General features: G+C 72.9%; 21 protein-coding genes and 1 pseudogene. 14 read left to right on the top strand and 8 right to left on the bottom strand.

Annotated features, from left to right (window positions below; genetic code table 11):
- Window positions 1-9: 9 nt before the first annotated feature.
- The 3 genes and pseudogenes from atpD (at window position 10) to FIV44_RS02090 (ending at window position 2,335) form a co-directional block, all read left to right on the top strand.
- A pseudogene (gene atpD, locus FIV44_RS02100) lies at window positions 10-1,463 on the top strand (F0F1 ATP synthase subunit beta).
- Window positions 1,464-1,465: 2 nt separating this feature from the next.
- Window positions 1,466-1,873 carry a F0F1 ATP synthase subunit epsilon gene (locus FIV44_RS02095; RefSeq protein ID WP_141003047.1) on the top strand — a complete coding sequence of 136 codons (408 nt, stop codon included), beginning with the start codon at window positions 1,466-1,468 and terminating at the stop codon, window positions 1,871-1,873.
- 18 nt (window positions 1,874-1,891) lie between these two features.
- Window positions 1,892-2,335, top strand: a complete 444-nt coding sequence (locus tag FIV44_RS02090) for a DUF2550 domain-containing protein (RefSeq protein ID WP_141003046.1) — start codon at window positions 1,892-1,894, stop codon at window positions 2,333-2,335.
- Between the two features lie 3 nt (window positions 2,336-2,338).
- Here the strand turns inward: FIV44_RS02090 and FIV44_RS02085 are convergent, their stop codons facing one another.
- From FIV44_RS02085 to FIV44_RS02075, 3 genes are all read right to left on the bottom strand, one after another.
- Window positions 2,339-3,370, bottom strand: coding sequence for a hypothetical protein (locus FIV44_RS02085; RefSeq protein WP_141003045.1), 1,032 nt, complete (start codon window positions 3,368-3,370; stop codon window positions 2,339-2,341).
- A gap of 97 nt (window positions 3,371-3,467) precedes the next feature.
- Complete coding sequence (locus tag FIV44_RS02080) at window positions 3,468-6,641, bottom strand: DEAD/DEAH box helicase (RefSeq protein WP_141003044.1); 3,174 nt, start codon at window positions 6,639-6,641, stop codon at window positions 3,468-3,470.
- A 67-nt stretch (window positions 6,642-6,708) separates the two neighbouring features.
- Window positions 6,709-7,242, bottom strand: a complete 534-nt coding sequence (locus tag FIV44_RS02075) for a hypothetical protein (RefSeq protein WP_219996250.1) — start codon at window positions 7,240-7,242, stop codon at window positions 6,709-6,711.
- A 54-nt stretch (window positions 7,243-7,296) separates the two neighbouring features.
- Between FIV44_RS02075 and FIV44_RS02070 the strand changes: the two genes are divergently transcribed.
- Complete coding sequence (locus FIV44_RS02070; protein ID WP_141003043.1) at window positions 7,297-7,599, top strand: Rdx family protein; 303 nt, start codon at window positions 7,297-7,299, stop codon at window positions 7,597-7,599.
- Window positions 7,600-7,620: 21 nt separating this feature from the next.
- On the opposite strand, the gene FIV44_RS31695 is transcribed toward FIV44_RS02070, so the two are convergent.
- Both FIV44_RS31695 and FIV44_RS02060 read right to left on the bottom strand, forming a co-directional pair.
- On the bottom strand, window positions 7,621-8,607 hold the full coding sequence (locus tag FIV44_RS31695) for a lytic transglycosylase domain-containing protein (protein WP_141003042.1): 987 nt from the start codon (window positions 8,605-8,607) through the stop codon (window positions 7,621-7,623).
- Window positions 8,604-9,182 (bottom strand): cob(I)yrinic acid a,c-diamide adenosyltransferase, encoded by a 579-nt coding sequence (locus tag FIV44_RS02060; protein ID WP_141003041.1) that lies wholly within the window; start codon window positions 9,180-9,182, stop codon window positions 8,604-8,606. Before FIV44_RS02060 ends, FIV44_RS31695 begins: the two co-directional genes overlap by 4 nt.
- Window positions 9,183-9,311: 129 nt before the next feature.
- On the opposite strand from FIV44_RS02060, the gene FIV44_RS02055 reads away from it, so the two are divergent.
- Both FIV44_RS02055 and FIV44_RS02050 read left to right on the top strand, forming a co-directional pair.
- A complete protein-coding gene (locus FIV44_RS02055; RefSeq protein ID WP_141003040.1) occupies window positions 9,312-9,662 on the top strand; it encodes an STAS domain-containing protein in 351 nt (116 codons plus the stop codon).
- 130 nt (window positions 9,663-9,792) lie between these two features.
- Window positions 9,793-11,826, top strand: coding sequence for a protein meaA (locus FIV44_RS02050; protein WP_141003039.1), 2,034 nt, complete (start codon window positions 9,793-9,795; stop codon window positions 11,824-11,826).
- 12 nt (window positions 11,827-11,838) lie between these two features.
- On the opposite strand, the gene FIV44_RS02045 is transcribed toward FIV44_RS02050, so the two are convergent.
- On the bottom strand, window positions 11,839-12,198 hold the full coding sequence (locus FIV44_RS02045; protein ID WP_246086769.1) for an ArsC/Spx/MgsR family protein: 360 nt from the start codon (window positions 12,196-12,198) through the stop codon (window positions 11,839-11,841).
- Between the two features lie 104 nt (window positions 12,199-12,302).
- Here FIV44_RS02045 and FIV44_RS02040 point away from each other — a divergent pair, with 104 nt between their 5' ends.
- Together FIV44_RS02040 and FIV44_RS02035 are read left to right on the top strand one after the other, a co-directional pair.
- The gene (locus FIV44_RS02040) at window positions 12,303-12,509 is read left to right on the top strand and encodes a hypothetical protein (protein ID WP_141003038.1); all 207 of its coding nucleotides are present in this window, start codon (window positions 12,303-12,305) and stop codon (window positions 12,507-12,509) included.
- A gap of 36 nt (window positions 12,510-12,545) precedes the next feature.
- Complete coding sequence (locus FIV44_RS02035; RefSeq protein WP_141003037.1) at window positions 12,546-13,070, top strand: ferritin; 525 nt, start codon at window positions 12,546-12,548, stop codon at window positions 13,068-13,070.
- 4 nt (window positions 13,071-13,074) lie between these two features.
- On the opposite strand, the gene FIV44_RS30145 is transcribed toward FIV44_RS02035, so the two are convergent.
- Together FIV44_RS30145 and nucS are read right to left on the bottom strand one after the other, a co-directional pair.
- On the bottom strand, window positions 13,075-13,665 hold the full coding sequence (locus FIV44_RS30145; protein WP_181410934.1) for a DUF952 domain-containing protein: 591 nt from the start codon (window positions 13,663-13,665) through the stop codon (window positions 13,075-13,077).
- Between the two features lie 14 nt (window positions 13,666-13,679).
- Entirely contained in the window at window positions 13,680-14,387 is a 708-nt protein-coding gene (gene nucS, locus FIV44_RS02025) for an endonuclease NucS (RefSeq protein ID WP_141003036.1), read from the bottom strand.
- Window positions 14,388-14,412: 25 nt separating this feature from the next.
- Between nucS and FIV44_RS02020 the strand changes: the two genes are divergently transcribed.
- From FIV44_RS02020 to FIV44_RS01995, 6 genes are all read left to right on the top strand, one after another.
- A complete protein-coding gene (locus FIV44_RS02020) occupies window positions 14,413-14,715 on the top strand; it encodes a DUF167 domain-containing protein (protein ID WP_219996249.1) in 303 nt (100 codons plus the stop codon).
- An 83-nt stretch (window positions 14,716-14,798) separates the two neighbouring features.
- Window positions 14,799-15,965, top strand: a complete 1,167-nt coding sequence (locus FIV44_RS02015; protein WP_141003035.1) for a 3-hydroxyacyl-CoA dehydrogenase NAD-binding domain-containing protein — start codon at window positions 14,799-14,801, stop codon at window positions 15,963-15,965.
- Window positions 15,966-16,095: 130 nt separating this feature from the next.
- On the top strand, window positions 16,096-16,881 hold the full coding sequence (locus FIV44_RS02010; RefSeq protein WP_141003034.1) for an alpha/beta fold hydrolase: 786 nt from the start codon (window positions 16,096-16,098) through the stop codon (window positions 16,879-16,881).
- A 51-nt stretch (window positions 16,882-16,932) separates the two neighbouring features.
- Window positions 16,933-17,517 carry an NADPH-dependent FMN reductase gene (locus FIV44_RS02005; RefSeq protein WP_141003033.1) on the top strand — a complete coding sequence of 195 codons (585 nt, stop codon included), beginning with the start codon at window positions 16,933-16,935 and terminating at the stop codon, window positions 17,515-17,517.
- A complete protein-coding gene (locus FIV44_RS31005) occupies window positions 17,514-18,320 on the top strand; it encodes an MFS transporter (RefSeq protein WP_219996248.1) in 807 nt (268 codons plus the stop codon). Before FIV44_RS02005 ends, FIV44_RS31005 begins: the two co-directional genes overlap by 4 nt.
- A 658-nt stretch (window positions 18,321-18,978) precedes the next feature.
- Window positions 18,979-19,347 (top strand): MerR family transcriptional regulator, encoded by a 369-nt coding sequence (locus FIV44_RS01995; protein ID WP_141003032.1) that lies wholly within the window; start codon window positions 18,979-18,981, stop codon window positions 19,345-19,347.
- The last annotated feature ends 13 nt before the right edge of the window (window positions 19,348-19,360 follow it).

Genomic DNA, 19,360 nt, shown 5'->3' with positions numbered 1-19,360 from the left:
GAGTAAGACATGACTGCAACGGTTGAAGAGACCACCGCCAGCGGTGCGGCCTCGGTGGGTCGGATCGCACGGGTCATCGGCCCGGTCGTGGACATCGAGTTCCCGACCGACGCGATGCCCGAGATCTACAACAAGCTCGAGGCCGAGATCACCCTCGACGGCGAGACCTCGGTGCTGCCGCTCGAGGTGGCCCAGCACATCGGCGACGGCATGGTCCGCGCCATCTCGCTGAAGCCGACCGACGGCCTGGTCCGCGGCCAGAGCGTCACCGACACCGGCGGCCCGATCACGGTCCCCGTCGGCGACGTCACCCTCGGCCACGTGTTCAACGCGACCGGCGACTTCCTCGACCTCGCCCCGGGCGAGACCCTCGAGGTCAGCGAGCGGTGGGGCATCCACCGCAAGGCGCCGGCCTTCGACCAGCTCGAGTCGAAGACCCAGATGTTCGAGACCGGCATCAAGGTCATCGACCTGCTCACGCCGTACGTCACCGGTGGCAAGATCGGCCTGTTCGGCGGCGCCGGCGTCGGCAAGACCGTGCTCATCCAGGAGATGATCGCGCGCGTCGCCAAGAACCACGGTGGTGTGTCGGTGTTCGCCGGTGTCGGCGAGCGCACCCGTGAGGGCAACGACCTCATCGAGGAGATGAAGGACGCGGGCGTCTTCGACAAGGTCGCCCTGGTCTTCGGCCAGATGGACGAGCCGCCGGGCACGCGTCTGCGCGTCGCGCTCTCCGCGCTGACCATGGCGGAGTACTTCCGCGACGTCCAGAACCAGGACGTGCTGCTGTTCATCGACAACATCTTCCGGTTCACCCAGGCGGGCTCCGAGGTCTCCACGCTGCTCGGCCGGATGCCGTCCGCGGTGGGCTACCAGCCCAACCTGGCCGACGAGATGGGCGTGCTGCAGGAGCGGATCACCTCGACCCGTGGTCGCTCGATCACCTCGATGCAGGCGATCTACGTCCCCGCGGACGACTACACCGACCCGGCCCGGCCACGACCTTCGCGCACCTCGACGCGACGACCGAGCTGTCCCGCGAGATCGCGTCGCTGGGCATCTACCCGGCCGTGGACCCGCTGACCTCGACCTCGCGGATCCTCGACCCGCAGTACATCGGTCAGGCGCACTACGACTGCGCGATCCGGGTCAAGCAGATCCTGCAGCGCAACAAGGAGCTCCAGGACATCATCGCGATCCTCGGTGTCGACGAGCTCTCCGAAGAGGACAAGATCATCGTGTCCCGCGCGCGCCGGATCCAGCGGTTCCTGTCGCAGAACACCTACGTCGCCAAGCAGTTCACCGGCATCGAGGGCTCGACCGTGCCCGTGGCCGACACCATCGAGGCGTTCAACAAGATCGCCGACGGTGAGTACGACCACGTCGCCGAGCAGGCCTTCTTCATGTGCGGTGGTCTCGACGACGTCGAGCGCAACTGGGCCGAGATCCAGAAGAGCCTCTGATCATGGCGGACACGACGGTCGAGCACCTGCACGTCGAGCTCGTCGCGGCCGACCGGACTGTGTGGTCCGGTGAGGCGGCGATGATCATCGCGCGCACGCTCGACGGTGACATCGGCGTGCTGCGCGGTCACGCGCCCACGCTGTCGCTGCTCTCGGCCTCGGTGGTCGAGATCCAGGTGGCCGGCACCAACCAGCTCGTGATCGTCGCCGTGGACGGTGGCTTCCTGTCGGTGGCCAACGACCGCGTGTCGATCCTGGCCGAGCGGGTCGAGCGCGCGGAGGACATCGAGGTCGACCAGGCCCGGATCGACCTCGAGGAGGCCAAGCGCCTGCTCGACTCGAGCAACGAGGCGGAGCAGCGCGTCCGGCACGCCGAGGCGCGCATCCGCGCCGCGGAGAAGGTCTCGTAGAAGGTCACTGACACGCAGATGGCATGGTGGGAGTGGCTGCTCGACATCTGTGGCGCGCTCCTGCTCCTGTGTGTGCTGTACGGCGCCGGACTCATCGTCCGGCGCCGTACGCTCTCCCGGCACGGTGGCACCTTCGAGCTCAGTCACCGCTACCGGACCTCGGCCTCCGAGCGGGGCTGGATCCTCGGCCTCGGGCGCTACTCCGGCGAGACCCTCGAGTGGTTCCGGGTCTTCAGCCTGTCCCCGCGCCCGAAGCGGTCCTGGCGCCGTGACGAGCTCGAGTACGACGGCCGCCGCGAGCCGGTCGGCACCGAGCAGGCCTCGCTGTACCCCGACCACCTCGTCATCCGCTGCCAGTCGCCCGAGGGCCTGGTCGAGCTCGCGATGAGCGTCTCCTCCCTGACCGGCTTCCAGGCCTGGCTCGAGGCGATGCCGCCCGGGACGGACTGGAACCGGCGGTAGCGGTCAGGGCAGGCCGGAGCGGCTGGCGGTCGTGGCGAGGTCGCCCAGATGGGCGACCAGCTGCGCGATCACGGCGATCGTGGCCGCGGCCCCGCCGAGCGTGAGCAGGGTCGTGGCGTCCCAGGGCGCCCCGCGCGGGGAGGTGCCGGTGACCGTGCCGTGGGGGAGCGGTCCGTCGACGCACGTGCGGAGGAGGTCGCCGCGCAGTCGCGGCGGGTCGGCGAGGTAGCGGTCGACGAGCTCCGCGCAGCCCGCGCGGGCGCGCTCGCGCGCAGGCCCGGGCAGGGTCCGGGTCAGCCGCTGGAGTCGCAGCTGGGCCAGCCGCACCAGCGGGGCGTCGGCGACCTGGGCACGGCCCTCGCCGTGGCGCCAGGGATCGGTGGAGCAGAGGAAGTCGTCGTGCCGCTCGACCTGATGTCGATGGAGGACGATCAGCGCCCCGAGCGGGTCGAGCTGCTCGAGCACCCGGTCGTAGAGGATCGTGAGCAGGGCGAGGGCGAGCAGCACCAGCGGAGCCGCCTCGAGGGCGTCGACGGGGCGCCGGGTGCCGACGTAGAGGAGCATCGCTCCCGCGGTGAGCCAGGGCGCGGCCCGGACCCGTCGGGCGAAGGTCCGGAGGAACAGCTGGTTGCCGAGGTGGTCGAGCGACGCGTCCGGGAGCCGGCCGAGCTCGGCGTCCCGGGACGCCCAGTCCCGCCAGCCGGCCGAGCCGGCCGCCCTGCGCGCGGTGCCGAGCAGGGGGAGCAGGGCGGCGAGGGTGAAGACGGCGGTCACGGCGGCCGAGTCGGCGGGTCTGAAGACGGTGGCGCACGCGACCACGTAGCCGACCGGCCCGAGCACCTGCCAGCAGCGCAGGCCGAGCCAGGTGGCGGAGAGCCCGGGCGGTCTGGTGTTGGCCCGCAGGTAGCCCGCGGGCAGGACGGTCAGGCAGAGCAGCGCGACGGCGTAGGCCAGGGGCAGGACGCCGCACGCGACGGCCAGCGCGAGGGCGTCGAGGCGGTCGAAGGTCGCGTCGGTCGAGGTGAGTGCGTGCATCGGTGCTCCCGAGGGGTCGTGGCGTGCGGGAAGGCTGGCACGCACCTCCGACGCAAACCCGGCGCGAGCCCGGAACCGAACCCGGAACCGGCCTGCGTCACTCCTCGAACAGCCCCCGGATGTCGTCGGCGCCGATGGAGGTGCTCATCGCACCGTCGCCGTCGATGACCTGCGCGAACAGCTCGGCCTTGCGGGCCTTGAGCTCCATCACCTTCTCCTCGATGGTGTCGGTGGCGACCAGCCGGTAGACGTGGACGTGCCGGGTCTGGCCGATCCGGTGGGCGCGGTCGACGGCCTGGGCCTCCGCGGCGGGGTTCCACCACGGGTCGAGCACGAAGACGTAGTCGGCCTCGGTGAGGGTGAGGCCGGTGCCGCCGGCCTTGAGCGAGATCAGGAAGACGGGGGCGGCGCCCGAGCGGAACCGCTCGATCACGCCGGTGCGGTCGCGGGTGGTGCCGTCGAGGTAGGTCGTGGCGATGTCGGCGTCGTCGAGGCGGGAGCGGACCCGGGTCAGGAAGGAGGTGAACTGGCTGAACACCAGGGCGCGGTGTCCCTCGGCGGTGATCTCGCCGAGGTGCTCGACGAGGACGTCGAGCTTGGCGGAGCCCACGGTCTCGTGCTCGTCGTCGACGAGGGCCGGGTCGAGCGCGAGCTGGCGCAGCTTGGTCAGCGCGCTGAAGATCGCGACCCGGTTGCGGTCGAAGTCCTCGACCAGGCCGAGGATCCGCTGCCGCTCCTTGGCCAGGTGGGTGTCGTAGATCCGGCGGTGGGCCGGCCCGAGATCGACCTGGAGCACCTGCTCCTGCTTGGGCGGGAGGTCGTCGGCGACGAGCTCCTTGGTGCGTCGCAGCAGGAACGGCCTGATCCGCGCGCGGAACCGGTCGAGGACCACCTGGTCGGCGTCCCGCTCCACCGGCCGGACGACCTTCTCGGCGAACGTGCGCGGCCAGGGATACAGCCCGGGCACGGTGATCGAGAGCAGCGACCACAGCTCCATCAGCCGGTTCTCGAAGGGCGTGCCGGTCACGGCCAGCTTGAACGGCGCCGCCACGCTCCGGACCGCCTGGTAGGTCTTGCTCTGGTGGTTCTTGGCCTGCTGCGCCTCGTCGAGCACGACCCCGGACCAGTCGAGCGCGGCGTACTGCTCGTGCGCCAGTCGCAGCAGCGTGTAGGTCGTGACGACGACGTCGTGGTCGCGGGCCAGCCCCGCCACGTCGTCGGTACGACGGGAGGCGATCGCGACCCGCAGCCCGGGCGCGTGCCGGGCGGCCTCGGTGGCCCAGGCGGTGACGACGCTGGTCGGGGCGACCACGAGGAACGGGGCGCCCCCCGGCCGCTCGGCGCGGGCGTGGGTGATCAGGGCCAGCACCTGCAGCGTCTTGCCGAGCCCCATGTCGTCGGCGAGGACGCCGCCGAGGCCGTGCTGCCACAGGAAGGCCAGCCACCAGAAGCCCTCGCGCTGGTAGCTGCGCAGCGCGGTGGCCAGGCCGCGCGGCTCCGGCTGCGGGATGTCGGTGAGGTCGCGCAGCGCCCGGGCGCGCTCGACCCAGGCGGCGACCTGGGCGTCGACGAGCCCGGTCTCGGCGAGCTGCGCCCACAGCCCGAGGTCGTGGTGGCCGACGCCGATCCGGTCCCCGTCGCGCTCGCGCAGCTCGGCGGCGGCCGTGACGACCTCGCGCAGCCGGTCGAACTCGGGCCGGTCGGTCGTGACGTAGAGCCCGCTCGGCAGGACGAGGAACTCGAGACCGAGGGTGAGCGCCGCCAGCACGTCGGGCAGCGGGATCTGCTCGCCGGCGACGGTCACGGTGACGGCGAGGTCGAGCCAGTCGGTGGCGCCGGGATCGGGCTCCGCCAGGTCGAACCGGATCTCGGGCGCCACGTCGGCCTCGCGGAAGTCCGGACGCTCCTCCTCGACCACGCGGACGCCCTCGATCGCGCGCAGGTGGGGCAGCTCGTGGATGGCGAGGCCGAGCGCATCGCCGTCCGTGACGGTGGAGACCTGCAGCAGCGCCTGGGGGACCGCGGCGAGCAGCGCCTGCTCCGCCGCCCGGTCCCGGACCCCGCCGAGCGAGTCGTGGCTGCTCAGGGGACAGCTGCGCTCCGGGTCGCTGCCGTACTGCCAGTGCCAGGTCAGGCCGGCCTTCGTGGAGGTGTGCCAGGAGACCGTCAGCACCAGGGTCGGGGCCAGCGGCTCGGGCAGCTCGACCGCCGAGGTCTCGGCGCGCACGGGCACCAGGCGCATCAGCCCGGGCAGCGTCTCGCGGAAGTCGGCGAGGTCGGCGGGCGGGACGACGATCGGCGGCCCGTCGACCAGGTGGCGCAGCGCCGGTGGGACCGGCGCCGTGGTGGTCGCGACGACGAGGCGTCCGTCGTCGTCGAGCAGGCCGACGACGGACGCGGGGGAGCCGACCAGCACCACCGACTCGCCCCGCCAGGTGCGGTCGCCGAGGGTGACCGCGGCGCGCATGGTCGTGCCGCCCTCGACGTCGTCGAGCTCGGCGACCACCTCGGCGGCCTCGTCGGCGATCGTCACCGACGTCAGCGGCCGCGCGGCGAGCAGGGTCACCCCGGCGTCCCGGGCGTTGCGCAGGGCGCGGACGACCTGGTCGCCGAACTCGTCGAGGGACGGCGCGACGCCGGCCGTGTAGTAGCCGCGGTGGCCGGCCCACTGGGTGTGCAGCGCGGCGAGGGCGTCGGCCTGCCGCCGCACGAGGCCGCGGGCGCTGCCGGCCACGTCGTTCCACTCGGCGCCGGTCTTGATCCACGGCCTGCTCTTGCCGCGGCGCAGGGGCCGCATCCGCAGGGTCGGCCCGGGCGAGCGGTAGCCGCCGCTGCGCCCCCGGTCGAGCGAGACCTCCAGCGCCAGCGGCACCTCCTCGCGCACCTGCGGCTGCTGGCGCTCCAGCTCGCCGACGAGGCGCTCGACGGACCGCCGCCAGGCCGCCTCGCCGGCCGGCTGGGTGAAGGTCTGCCGCAGCGTGAGCGCGAGCGCGGCGCCGTGCTTGCACACCGACCGCACCGGGCACGTGCACACGGTGAACAGCCAGCCCGCGTAGCTGCCGTTGGGCGCCTCCGCGTGCAGCTGGACCTGGTACGGCGTCGCGCGGCTGCCGAGCACGTCGGCGGTGGCCGTCACCGATCCCGCGGACAGCATCCCGATCTCGGGGCGTCGTACGCCGCCGTCGGCGACGATCCCGCGGGCACGCTCCATCGTCCCGGCGTCGAAGTGCCGCGCCAGGAAGTCGTCGGTCAGCTCGGCCAGGACGTTCACGGTCCCCTCATCGTGGCACGCCCCGCCGACGCATCCGACATCGATCCACAGCCCCGGCGGGCCGGGGTCAGCGTCCGGTCCGGCGTCGCCTCCCGCTGCCCTCGGGGAACGGCCAGGCCAGGGTGATCGAGCCGCCGGCCGGCAGCGCCGCCCACCGGTCGGCGAAGTCGTCGTAGCGGGAGAACAGCCGCTCCAGCAGGTCGGGGTCGATGCCGCTGCCCGCCGCGGTGCCGGGCCACGCCGGGTCGGGACGGCGCCGTCCGCGCGCGACCTCCCACAGGGCGACGCTCAGCGACGCGAGCCGCTCCGAGCGCGCCATGTCGGCCGACTCCGCGGGCGTCGGCGGACGCCGCCGCTTCAGCGACGCCCGTCGCGCGGCCGGGTCGGCCGGCCAGAACATCCCGTCGTCGCCGTCGGCCGCCGCGAGCCGGCCGTAGACCGCGCCGCGGAGCCCGTCCTCGATCTCGACCAGCAGGTGCGCGACGTCGTGCGGCACGGCGTCGCTGTGGCCGGGGCCGTTGCGCGGGGCCAGGGCGGCGCCCGCCGTCCGGTCGACCGCGATCTCGTACCGGCCGGGGAGCTTGGTGAAGGTGACGTCCATCGCCGTCCATGGTCGGCGCCCGCCGGCGCCGCGGGCAACTGGTTTGATGGTGGGGTGACCCGCGTCGTCATCACCTACTGCGCCCGGTGCCGGTGGCTGCTGCGCGCGCAGTGGTACGCCGCCGAGCTGCTCCAGACCTTCGAGGAGGACCTCGACGAGGTGGCCCTGCGCCCCGCGGTCCGCGAGGGCGAGGCGGGCGTCTTCCGGGTCGAGGTCGAGACGGCCTCGGGGAGCACCGGCGTCTGGAACCGCAAGCGCGACGGCGGCTTCCCGGAGATCGTCGAGCTCAAGCGGCGGGTGCGCGACCTGGTCGCGCCGGGCCGGTCGCTGGGGCACGGCGACCGCGCGGCCACCTGACCCGACGTGGGCCGGGCGGGCTCAGTCCGTCGCGGTGCCCAGCAGCCGGTCCGGGTGGCGGGCGACGTAGGTGTCCACGGGGAGGGACGTCGTGCGCCGGTAGCCCTGGGGCAGCCAGAGGTCGCCGCGCTCGGAGAGGTAGAGGATCTGCCAGCGGTACAGCCCGGCGAGCGCGCCGGGGTCGCGCTCGAGGATCCGGGCGTAGGCCCGGACGCCGCGGACGTAGCCGGTGTGGCGGTTGTAGGCGTGCAGGGCGGCGTCGAGCCGGTCGGGCGAGGCGCCGCCGCTGGCCGCGAGGTAGCGGGCCGCCGCGAGGATCGAGTCGTGCGGGTCGTCGATGTCGCCCTCGCCGTACCGTGCCCAGGTCGAGGGGATGAACTGCATCGGGCCGCGGGCGCCGGCGGTGGAGTAGCCGCGGATCCTGCCGAAGCCGGTCTCCACGAGGTTGACCGCGGCGAGCACCTCCCAGGGGACGCCGAAGGTCCGCTCGCCCTCCTCGTAGTGCGCGCGGAGCTCGTCGACGGGCGCCGGCCGGACGATCCGCCACGCCGGGACCTCGCCGGACAGCCGGGTCAGCACGCTGCGCAGGCCGGTCCGGGCCTCGATGTGGTCGGCCATGGTGGCGCGGTACGGTCCGGCGGCCGCGAGCACCCGATCCTGCCAGCCGGTCCGCCGCGCGAGCTGCCGGTAGAGCACCTGGGTGTCGAAGGCCGCCTGGCGCAGCGCGTGCTCCGGCGCCGCCGGGTCGCGCAGGACGTCCTCCGCGGCGACCAGGCGCCGGGCGAGCTCGTCGGCGTCGCCGGCGAGGGTGGGCGCCGCGAGCGCGGGCCGCGGGGCCGGAGGGGTGGCGGTGCCGGCCGAGGCGTCGGGCGGCGCCTCGGGCGCGATCTCGGTCGCCACCCCGGTCGACGGCGCCGGCCGCGGCGCAGGCGCCGGGTCCCCGGCCCCGCAGGCGGCGAGGAGCGGCGCCAGCACGGCCAGCGCGACGGTGGGCCGGCCCGGCCTCACTGCCCTCGCTCGCCGCCCGGCACCCAGAGCACGTCGCCCTGCTCGCGGTTGGCGTGCCGCGCGAGGATGAACACCAGGTCCGAGAGCCGGTTGAGGTAGGTGATCGCCAGCTTGTTCATCACCTCGCCGTGCACCTCGTGCGCCGCCCAGGCGGCCCGCTCGGCCCGGCGTACGACGGTGCGCGCGACGTGGAGGTGGGCGCCGCCGGGCGTGCCGCCGTTGAGGATGAACGAGCGGAGCTTCGGCAGCGGGTCGTTGTACTCGTCGCACCAGCGCTCGAGGCGGTCGACGTAGTCCTGCTCGATGCGCAGCGGTGGGTACTCCGGGTCGGGGACGACCGGCGTGCACAGGTCGGCGCCGACGTCGAAGAGGTCGTTCTGCACGTGGACCAGGACCTGGACCACGTCGTCCTCCAGCCCGCCCGTCGCGACCGCGACCCCGATGTGGGCGTTGGCCTCGTCGACGTCGGCGTAGGCCTGCAGCCGCAGGTCGGTCTTGGTCGTCACGCTCATGTCGCCCAGCCGGGTCTCACCGGCGTCGCCGGTGCGCGTGTAGATGCGGGTGAGGTTGACCATGACCGGAGGGTAGCCCGGCTCCGCCACGGAAAAACTTCCGCCCGGCATGCAACCGATCGGGTTGCCGGAGCGTCATGGTGGGTAACGGGCGTATGGGGACGCCGGCCGGATCGATCTCGGGAGGGAACCATGGCAGCACGACAGTCGACCAGCATCGGCGTCGAGATGGTTCTCGGCGAGCCCGTCCTGATCCTGGCCGGCGACCTCGACGTCCGCAGCACCGGTGAGCTGCGCGCGGCGGTCCACGACCACATCCGCAGCTGCGGCACCGACCTGATCAGCCCCGTCGTCCTCGACATCAGCGCGGTGCGCTCCGTCGACGCGACCGCGCTCAAGGTGATCGCCGCCGCGAGCCGCCAGGCCCAGCGCTACGGCGTGCGGGTCGTGCTGCGCGGCGCCCAGCCGGCCGTGCGCCGCATGCTCCACCTCACCCACCTGATCCGGCTGATCGAGCTCGAGCGGGAGCCGATCCCCGCCTGAGGCGCCGGCACGAAGTGCGAGCTCTGCACGCGCGAAGTGCGGGTCCTGCAGGCCCGAGGTGTGAGTCTGTGCACAACCCCACATGGGACGACGGTTACCAAGGGGTAGGGATCGGCCTACGCTTCGGCCTATGAGCACCACGACCGACGCAGCCGGCACCGCCGGGAAGGCATCGCATCCCAAGGACCGCCCCTGGGTGATGCGGACCTACGCCGGCCACTCCACCGCGGAGGCGTCCAACGCGCTCTACCGCACCAACCTGGCCAAGGGCCAGACCGGCCTGTCGGTCGCGTTCGACCTGGTGACGCAGACGGGCTACGACCCGGACAGCCCGATGGCCCGCGGCGAGGTCGGCAAGGTCGGCGTGCCGATCCCGCATCTCGGCGAGATGCGCAAGCTCTTCGACCAGATCCCCCTCATCGAGATGAACACCTCGATGACGATCAACGCGGTCGCGATGTGGATGCTCGCGATGTACCAGGTCGTCGCCGAGGAGCAGAACCCGGAGATGGAGCCGGCCGAGGTCGCGAAGCTCCTGTCGGGCACGACCCAGAACGACATCATCAAGGAGTACCTCTCGCGGGGGACCTATGTGTTCCCGCCCGAGGCCTCGCTGCGGCTGATCGCCGACATGATCGCCTACACCGTCAACTACATCCCGAAGTGGAACCCGATCAACATCTGCAGCTACCACCTGCAGGAGGCCGGTGCCACGCCGACCCAGGAGCTGGCCTACGCGCTGTGCACCTCGATCGCGGTCCTCGATCAGGTCAAGAACTCCGGGCAGGTCAGCGACGAGGACTTCGAGAAGGTCGTCGGCCGGATCTCGTTCTTCGTCAACGCCGGGGTCCGGTTCATCGAGGAGACGTGCAAGATGCGCGCCTTCACCGAGCTGTGGGACGAGATCGCCCAGGAGCGGTACGGCGTCCAGGACGCCAAGATGCGCCGCTTCCGCTACGGCGTCCAGGTCAACAGCCTCGGCCTCACCGAGGCGCAGCCCGAGAACAACGTCCAGCGGATCGTGCTGGAGATGCTCGGCGTGACGCTCTCCAAGAACGCCCGCGCCCGCGCGGTCCAGCTCCCGGCCTGGAACGAGGCCCTCGGCCTGCCGCGCCCGTGGGACCAGCAGTGGTCGCTGCGCCTGCAGCAGGTCCTCGCGTTCGAGTCCGACCTGCTCGAGTACGACGACATCTTCGACGGCTCGCACGTCATCGAGGCGAAGGTCGCCGAGCTCAAGGAGGGCGCCCGCGCGGAGATGGACCGGGTCCAGGCGATGGGCGGCGCGATGGGCGCGGTCGACTACATGAAGTCCGAGCTGGTCTCCTCCCACGCCCGGCGCCGTGCCCGGATCGAGGCCGGTGACGAGATCATCGTCGGCGTCAACAAGTACGAGACCACCGAGCCCTCGCCGCTGACCGCGAACCTCGACGAGGCGATCATGACCGCCGACCCGAAGGCCGAGGAGGCCGCCCGGGGGTCGGTCGAGGCGTGGAAGGCGCAGCGCGACGAGACCGAGGTCGCCGAGGCGCTCGCCCGGGTCACCGAGGACGCCAAGAGCGGCGCCAACCTGATGCAGGCCACCCTCGCCGCGGCCCGTGCCGGTGCGACCACCGGCGAGTGGGCCGCGACCCTGCGCGAGGTGTTCGGCGAGTTCCGGGCGCCCACCGGCGTGTCCGGCGCCGTCGGCGTCGCCGCCGCCGGCGCCGAGCTGAGCGCGGTCCGCGAGGCGGTGCGGACGACGGGCGAGGAGCTCGGCGGCCGGCTGCGGCTGCTCGTGGGCAAGCCGGGGCTCGACGGGCACTCCAACGGCGCCGAGCAGGTCGCCGTCCGCGCCCGGGACGCGGGCTTCGAGGTGATCTACCAGGGCATCCGGCTCACCCCGGAGCAGATCGTCGCGGCCGCCGTCGCCGAGGACGTCCACTGCGTCGGCCTGTCGATCCTGTCCGGCTCCCACATGGAGCTGGTCCCCGCCGTGATCGAGGGCCTCGAGGCCGCCGGCATGGGCGACGTCCCTGTCATCGTCGGCGGCATCATCCCCGACTCCGACGGCAAGGCGCTGCTGGAGAGCGGCGTCGCCGCCGTCTACACGCCGAAGGACTTCGGTCTGACCGAGATCATGGGCGGCATCGTCGAGGTGATCCGGAAGGCCAACGGCCTGTCCTGACGCCGCGCGCCGTCAGCCGGCGGCGATCACCCGGGACAGCGAGTCCGGGTCGCGGCCGACGACGGTGGTGCCGTCGGCAGCCGTGAGGATCGGGCGCTGCAGGAGTCTCGGGTACGTCGCCAGCAGGTCCAGCCACTGCGCGCGATGGGCGGCGTCGCGGGCGGGCAGGGAGACGCCCAGCTTGCGGGCGTCGGCGGTGCGGGCGATGTCCCACGGCTGCAGGGCGAGCCGGGCCAGCACGTCCTCGAGCTCGGCCACGGTCGGCGGCTCGTCGAGGTAGCGGCGTACGGTGTAGTCGACGCCGGCGGCCCTCAGCTCGCTCTCGGCGGTGCGGCACTTGGAGCAGGCGGGGTTCAGCCAGATCTCGATCACGACCCGCACGCTAGTGGCCCAGGGGGCGCCGGCGACCGCGGGTGGCGCGTGACGCACGTCACGTCGGTTAGGCGTGCCTCGCCTGAATCCCCTACCCTCGTGTCGTGGGCAAGGACAAGAAGAAGTCGAAGGGGAAGGTGCGCAAGCTCCCCAAGACGAAGTGCTGCGTGTCCAAGTCGCGCTGCGGTCGCTGCCCCATCCGGATGCTCAAGGAGGGCACCCTCCCCGAGGGCTACACGGTCAAGAAGCGGGTGCTGGTGCGCGCCGACGGCAGGAAGGCCACCAAGAAGGGCCTGCAGAAGGCCGCCTGAGCGGTCCGCCAGGTCGGGACCACTAGGCTGACGCCCATGGCTGCCCCGCGCTTCACCGACCAGCTCAACGTCCAGATCGGCAACGAGTTCGCCGCGCACAACCAGTACCTCGCGTGCGCCGTCCACTACGACGCGCTGACCATGCCGCAGCTCGCGTCGTTCTTCTACGGCCAGGCGCTCGAGGAGCGGCAGCACGCCATGATGATGGTGCAGTACCTCCTCGACACCGACGCCGCCGTCGAGATCCCCGGCGTCGAGGCTCCCGTCGCGAGCTTCGAGGACGTCGTCGCCCCGGTCGCGCTGGCGCTGGAGCAGGAGAAGCGGGTCACCGAGCAGATCAACGACCTGCTGCGGATCGCCCGCGAGGAGCACGACTTCGCCTCCGAGCAGTTCATGCAGTGGTTCATCAAGGAGCAGGTCGAGGAGGTCGCGACCATGAACGACCTGCTCGCCGTCGTCACCCGCAGCAAGGACGACATCAACGCCATCGAGGACTGGGTCGCCCGCGAGCAGGGCGCTGGCGACGCCGACCCGACCGCGCCGCCGGCCGCCGGGGCCTGACCGCTCAGCCCGGGGCGTGACGGCGGCGGAACAGCACCACCGCCACCACGACGCCGACGGCCACGCCGGCCAGTCCGCCGATCCCGGTCCCGCCGTCCTCGGAGACGGCGTGGCCGGCGACCGCGCCGATCAGCCCGACGGCGATGACGACGCACAGCAGGGCGACGTTGAAGAACATCTCGCGGAAGTAGGCGCGCGAGAAGCTCTCCCGCGGCCGCTCCTGCCGCCCGGCGACCTGTGCCGGCGGGCCTGCGGCGGCCGTGTCGGCCCGGGCCGGGGGGAGCGGGATCACCTTGACGACCGCGCTCACGGGCAGCGGCCCGTAGATGTGCGGGAAGGTGACCGCGCTGCCGGGCTCCGGCGGCTCCTCGACCACCGGTACGTCGAGCAGCGCCGGGTCGATCTGCAGCAGCACCATCGGCTCGGTGACGTCGGCGTAGAACAGGTCGCGCACTCCGGTCCACTGGTCGGCCCGGCTGGCGTGGATGAAGCCCACGTCGGCGAGGCTCCGGTCGCGGGTGGAGACGGCGTACCTCCCGGCCGCCCGGGCCTCCTCCCAGTCCCGGAGCAGCGCGATGTGGAAGATCGGCGTCATGGCGGTCCTCGCGATCAGAACAGCCGGTCTTCGGCGTTGTCGAGGCCGCGCAGGGCGTCGTAGTCGACGACGGCGCAGGTGATCCCGCGGTCCTCGGCGAGCACGCGGGCCTGCGGCTTGATCTGCTGGGCGGCGAAGATCCCGCGCACGGCGCCCTTGCCGGTGAGCAGGGGGTCGCGGTTGAGCAGCTCGAGATAGCGGGTGAGCTGCTCGACGCCGTCGATCTCGCCGCGGCGCTTGATCTCGACGGCGACCGACAGGCCGTCGCCGTCGCGGCACATCAGGTCGACCGGGCCGATCGGGGTGGGGAACTCCCGACGGACGAGGCTCAGCCCGGGGTGCAGGGTGGCCGGGTGCTCGGCGAGCAGCTCCTGGAGGTGCTTCTCGACGCCGTCCTTCTGCAGGCCCGGGTCGATGCCCAGGTCGTGGGACGAGTCGTGGAGCAGCTCCTCGATGAGGATCCGCAGCGTGTCGGGCGTCTGGCCCTTCGGGGCCTTCGCGGTGACCGTCCACACCACCTGCTCGACGCCGTCGTCGTCGACGACCTCCTCCCGCACGGTGCACGGCGGCGACATCCAGTTGAGCGGCTTGTAGGAGCCGCCGTCGGAGTGCACGAGCACCGAGCCGTCCGCCTTGATCATGAGCACCCGGGTCGCCATCGGGAGGTGTGCGGTCAATCGGCCTGCATAGTCCACCTGGCAGCGCGCCACGACGAGTCTCACGGGCCCTGAACATACCCTCAGCGGTGTGGAGATCGAGCCCGACCAGCCGTGGTGGCGTCCCGAGCGGGGGAGTACGACGGCCTGGCTCCTCGCGGTGAGGGTGCAGCCCGGCGCGTCCCGCACGGGCGCGGCCGGCGCCACGGGCGTCGACGGCACCGAGCTGAAGGTCCGGCTCGCGTCGCCGCCCGTGGACGGTCGGGCCAACGACGAGCTGGTGCGGTGGCTGGCCAAGCAGCTCGGCGTACCGCGGTCGGCGGTGACGCTGGTCCGTGGTCGGACCTCCCGCTCGAAGGTGGTGCGGGTCGTCGTATCGCAGCCGCGGGACTGAGTCTCTGTGACCTCCGTCTCGATCGTCGTCCGATGGTTACCGACGGGTAGCCAGGGCGGTTCCCGGCTGTCAGAATCCGGCCCATGACTTCGAGCGAGCAGATCTTCACCACGCTGGTGCTCCCGTACCTGAACCACGCGGTGCGCACCTACGAGTCGGGCTACGCCTCGGTGAGCGACATCGACGCGGCCATGCGCTTCGGCTGCGGCTACCCGAAGGGCCCGCTGACGGTCGTGGACGAGATCGGCGTCGCGCAGGTCCGCGACCTGCTGGGCGCCCGGTACGCCGAGACCGGCGACCACCTGCACGAGCCCGCCGGCCTGCTCGAGAAGCTCGCCGCCGAGGGCCGCACTTTCGCCGACGAGGCCGCCGCCGCGGGCGAGGGCGCCGCGCCGCAGCTCAAGCACGAGATCAACCGGGTCGGCGTCGTCGGCACCGGCACGATGGCCTCCGGCATCGTCCAGGTCTTCGCCCAGGCCGGGTACGACGTGGTGTTCGTCGGCCGCAGCCAGGACAAGCTCGACGGGGTCATCGGCTACATCACCAAGAACCTCGACCGCGCCATCGCCAAGGGCAAGGGCACGGAGGGCGACAAGGACGCGCTGCTGGGCCGCCTCACCGGCGCGACCGAGCGCGAGGCACTGGGCGACGTCGACATCGTCGTCGAGGCGATCGCCGAGGACCTCGACATCAAGCTCGAGCTGTTCCGCGACCTCGACCGGATCGCCAAGCCGGGCGCGATCCTCGCGACCACCACCTCCTCGCTGCCGATCACCAAGCTGGGCGAGGCCACCGGCCGCCCGCAGGACGTCATCGGCATGCACTTCTTCAACCCGGCGCCGGTCATGAAGCTGGTCGAGATCATCACCACCCCGGCCACCTCCGCCGACGTCGACGAGACCGTCCGCGCGCTGACCGCCAACGTCGGCAAGGTCGGCGTCTCGGCCGGTGACCGCTCGGGCTTCATCGTCAACCTGTTGCTGTTCCCCTACCTCAACGACGCCATCAAGCTGGCCGAGGGCGGCGAGGAGCTGGCCACCGTCGATGCCGCGATCAAGGAGACCGCCGGCTTCCCGATGGGCCCGTTCGAGCTGCTCGACGTCGTCGGCAACGACGTGTCGCTGGCGATCCAGAGGGAGCTGTACGGCGAGTTCGGCGAGCCCGGCTTCGAGCCGGCCGCGACGCTGGTCGCCAAGGTCGAGGCCGGCGAGCTGGGCCGCAAGACCGGCAAGGGCTTCCACACGTACTGAGCCGGCCGAAACTGTTGCGGTTTGGTCCCAAACCGCAACAATTCGGGCCTCAGACGTGCGGTTTGTGCCCAATCGACGGGTGTCGGACGGCGGGTTCGGAGCCGGGCGACGGGGCCAGTAGGCTCGGCACGTGACGCTTCACCACACGGCTCTCGGGACCACCGGGAGCCGTGTGGTCTTCCTGCACGGCCTGTTCGGCCAGGGCAAGAACTGGACCACGATCGCCAAGCAGCTCGCCGAGAGCCACCGGGTGCTGCTGGTCGACCTGCCCCACCACGGCCGCTCGCCGTGGCCGGCCCGCTTCGACCTCGTCGAAGCCGCCGCCGACGTGCTCGCCGCCCTGCCCGACGACGAGCCGGTCACCCTGGTCGGCCACTCGCTCGGCGGCAAGGTGGCGATGGTGCTGACGCTGCTGCACCCCGAGCGGGTGGAGCGGCTGTGCGTGGCCGACATCTCGCCGGTGAGCTATCCGGGGAGCAGGGAGTTCCCCGGCTACATCGCGGCGATGCGCGACCTCGACCTGGCCGGCGTCGTGCACCGCTCCGACGCCGACCGGCTGCTCGAGCCGGCGGTGCCCGACACGACGGTGCGCTCGTTCCTGCTGCAGAACCTGCGCCGCGACCCCGCCGCCGCCTCCGGGTGGAGCTGGCAGGTCAACCTCGACGTGCTCGACCGCGACCTCCCGGTCATCAGCGGGTGGCCCGAGGAGCGGCTGGCCGACGTGCCGCCGTACGACGGCCCGGTGCTGTGGCTCGCCGGCGCGCGCTCGCCGTACGTGCTGCCGGAGTACGACGCCGCGATGGACCGCTGGTTCCCGCGCAACCGCAAGGTGACCCTCAAGGACACCGGGCACTGGCTGCACTCCGAGCGCCCCGAGCTCTTCCTCGAGGTGCTGCGCCGCTTCCTCGGCGACTGATCCCCGCGCGGGCTTGAGCTCGCCCATGGGCGAACTCCTAACGTCCGGGGCATGACCACCGACACGTCCCCCGTCCTCCGCATCGCCCTGATCGTCGGCAGCGTCCGGAGCCCGCGGATGGCCGATCCGCTGACCGCCTGGCTGCGCGCCGAGCTGGCCGGGCTCGCCTGGCTGGAGCTGGACGTGATCGACCTCGCCACGGTCCGGCTGCCGCTGGAGCAGCTCGGTCCCGGCGGCGGCCCGGACTCGCCGATCGCGGACCGGCTGGCCGAGGCGGACGGCTTCCTCGTACTCACGCCGGAGTACAACCACAGCTTCCCGGCGGCGCTGAAGAACGCGATCGACTGGCACTTCGCCGAGTGGGCCCGCAAGCCCGTCGCCTTCGTGGGCTACGGCGCCGGCTCGGGCGGGATCCGGGCCGTCGAGCAGCTCCGGGCGGTCTTCCCCGAGGTGCGGGCGACCACGATCCGCGAGGCCGTGCTCCTCCCGATGCCCTGGGAGCGGCTCGGGGCCGGAGGCGGGTTCGAGCCCGCGGCCGGCACCCGTGACGCGCTCCTGGCCATGATGGACGAGCTGCGCTGGTGGGCGGAGTCGCTGCGCGCCGGCCGGGCCCGAGACGCGATGGGCGTCGGATGAGCGGGCTGGCGCCCGCCGAGGCGCGGGTCGGGCTGGTCGTGGCCCTGGGCGGGCTGGTGGCGGTCCTCGACACGACGATCGTCGCGGTGGCGTTCCCGGTGCTGCTGCAGACTTTCGACGCCTCGGTCACCGACGCCCAGTGGATCGCGACCGGCTACACGCTCGCCCTGGTCGCCACCATGCCGCTCGCCCCGGCGGTCGCCGGACGGTGGGGCACCCGCCGGACGTACGTCGTCGCGCTGTGCGGGTTCGCCGCCGCCTCCCTGTGGGCCGCGGCCGCCGGTGGGCTCGGATCGCTGGTCGCGGCGCGGGTCGGCCAGGGCCTGGCCGGCGGCCTGCTGACGCCGCTCGGCCTGACCCTCGCGTTCGCGGCGGTGGCGCCCGAGCGCCGGGCGCGGATGACGGCGTACACGGGACTGCCGCTGCTGATCGGCCCGGTCCTCGGGCCGGTGCTGGGTGGCCTGCTGCTGGACACCGGCAGCTGGCGCTCGCTGTTCCTCGTCACGATCCCGCCCGCGCTGCTGTGCGCGCTCGGCGCCGCCCGGTGGGTGCCGGCGGGCCTCGCCGGGCGCGAGCCCGCGCCCACCGACCTCGTCGGTGCCTGTCTCCTGGTGCCGGGCGTGGTCGCGGTGGCGTACGCGGCGAGCGCCGAGGGGCCGGGCCGGCCGTCCGGCTGGTGGTCCTCGGCCTCGGGGCGCTGCTGCTCGCCTGCTTCGTCCGGCGCTCGCTCGCCCGGCGATGGCCGCTGCTGCGGGTCCGCCTGCTGGCCGACCCGGTCTTCGGCCGCAACGCGGCGGTGCTGATGCTCTATGCGGCGCCGTACTTCGGGTCGATGCTGCTGATGCCCACCTACGTCCAGGTCCTCCGCGCCGACAGCGCGCTGCGCACCGCCGCGCTGATGATCCCCGGCGCGCTCGCGCTCGGGGTGAGCGTGCAGGTCGCGGCCCGGGTCCTCGAGCGCCTCGGGCCGCGCCGGGTGGTCGGTGCCGGCCTGGTGCTCGCCCTGCTGCACGGCCTCGCGCTGGTGGCGGTGCTCCGCCCGGACACGTCGTATGCCGTGCTGGGCGGGCTCGGCGTCCTGCAGGGGCTGGCGAGCGGGGCAGTGATGATGCCGACGATGGCCAGTGCGACGCGCGACCTGCAGGGCGGCGACCTCGCCTCCGGCGCCGCGATCCTGCCGCTGGCGAGCACCATCGCGAACGGCATCGGCACCGCCGTCGTCAGCGCGCTGTTCGCGGCCGCGATCGCGTGGCTGCTGCCGGCCGGCTCCCTCGCGTCGCTGGCGGGGCTGGACGGCGCGGCCCGTACGGCGGCGGTCGCGGACCTCGTGGACGCGCTGCGGCTCACCCAGGCGGCTACGCTCGTGGTGGTCCTGCTCGCGCTGGTGATCCGGCTCGGTGGTCGTCGGGACGCGGGCCGGCGCCGCACGACCGAGCCGACGCCCGCGGGAGGGGTGAGGAGATGAGCGCGACCGACGTCCGGGACGCGACGCTGTCGATCGCCGAGGTCGCGCGCCGGGCCGGGGTGACGACGAACGCGGTGCGCTACTACGAGCGGTACGGCGTCGTCCAGGGCCAGCGCACCAGCGGCAACATCCGTCGCTTCACCATCGACGCCGTGTGCCGGATCAAGCTGGCCAGGGCCGCCCAGCGGGTGGGCCTGACCCTGCGTGAGAGCGCGGAGATCCTCGCCGACATCCCGCCGCTGTGCCCGGACCTGGACAAGTGGATGGGGGCCGGCCGGCAGCTGGTGTCCGCCGGCCAGGAGCGGATCGCCGAGCTGGAGGCGGCCGTGGACGAGTTCCGGGCCGGCGACTTCCTGCGCTCCTGACCCGGCGCCGGCT

The sequence above is a fragment of the Nocardioides humi genome, assembly GCF_006494775.1.
GTDB classification, from domain to species: domain Bacteria; phylum Actinomycetota; class Actinomycetes; order Propionibacteriales; family Nocardioidaceae; genus Nocardioides; species Nocardioides humi.
This window is presented reverse-complemented; position numbering and strand designations above follow the sequence as displayed.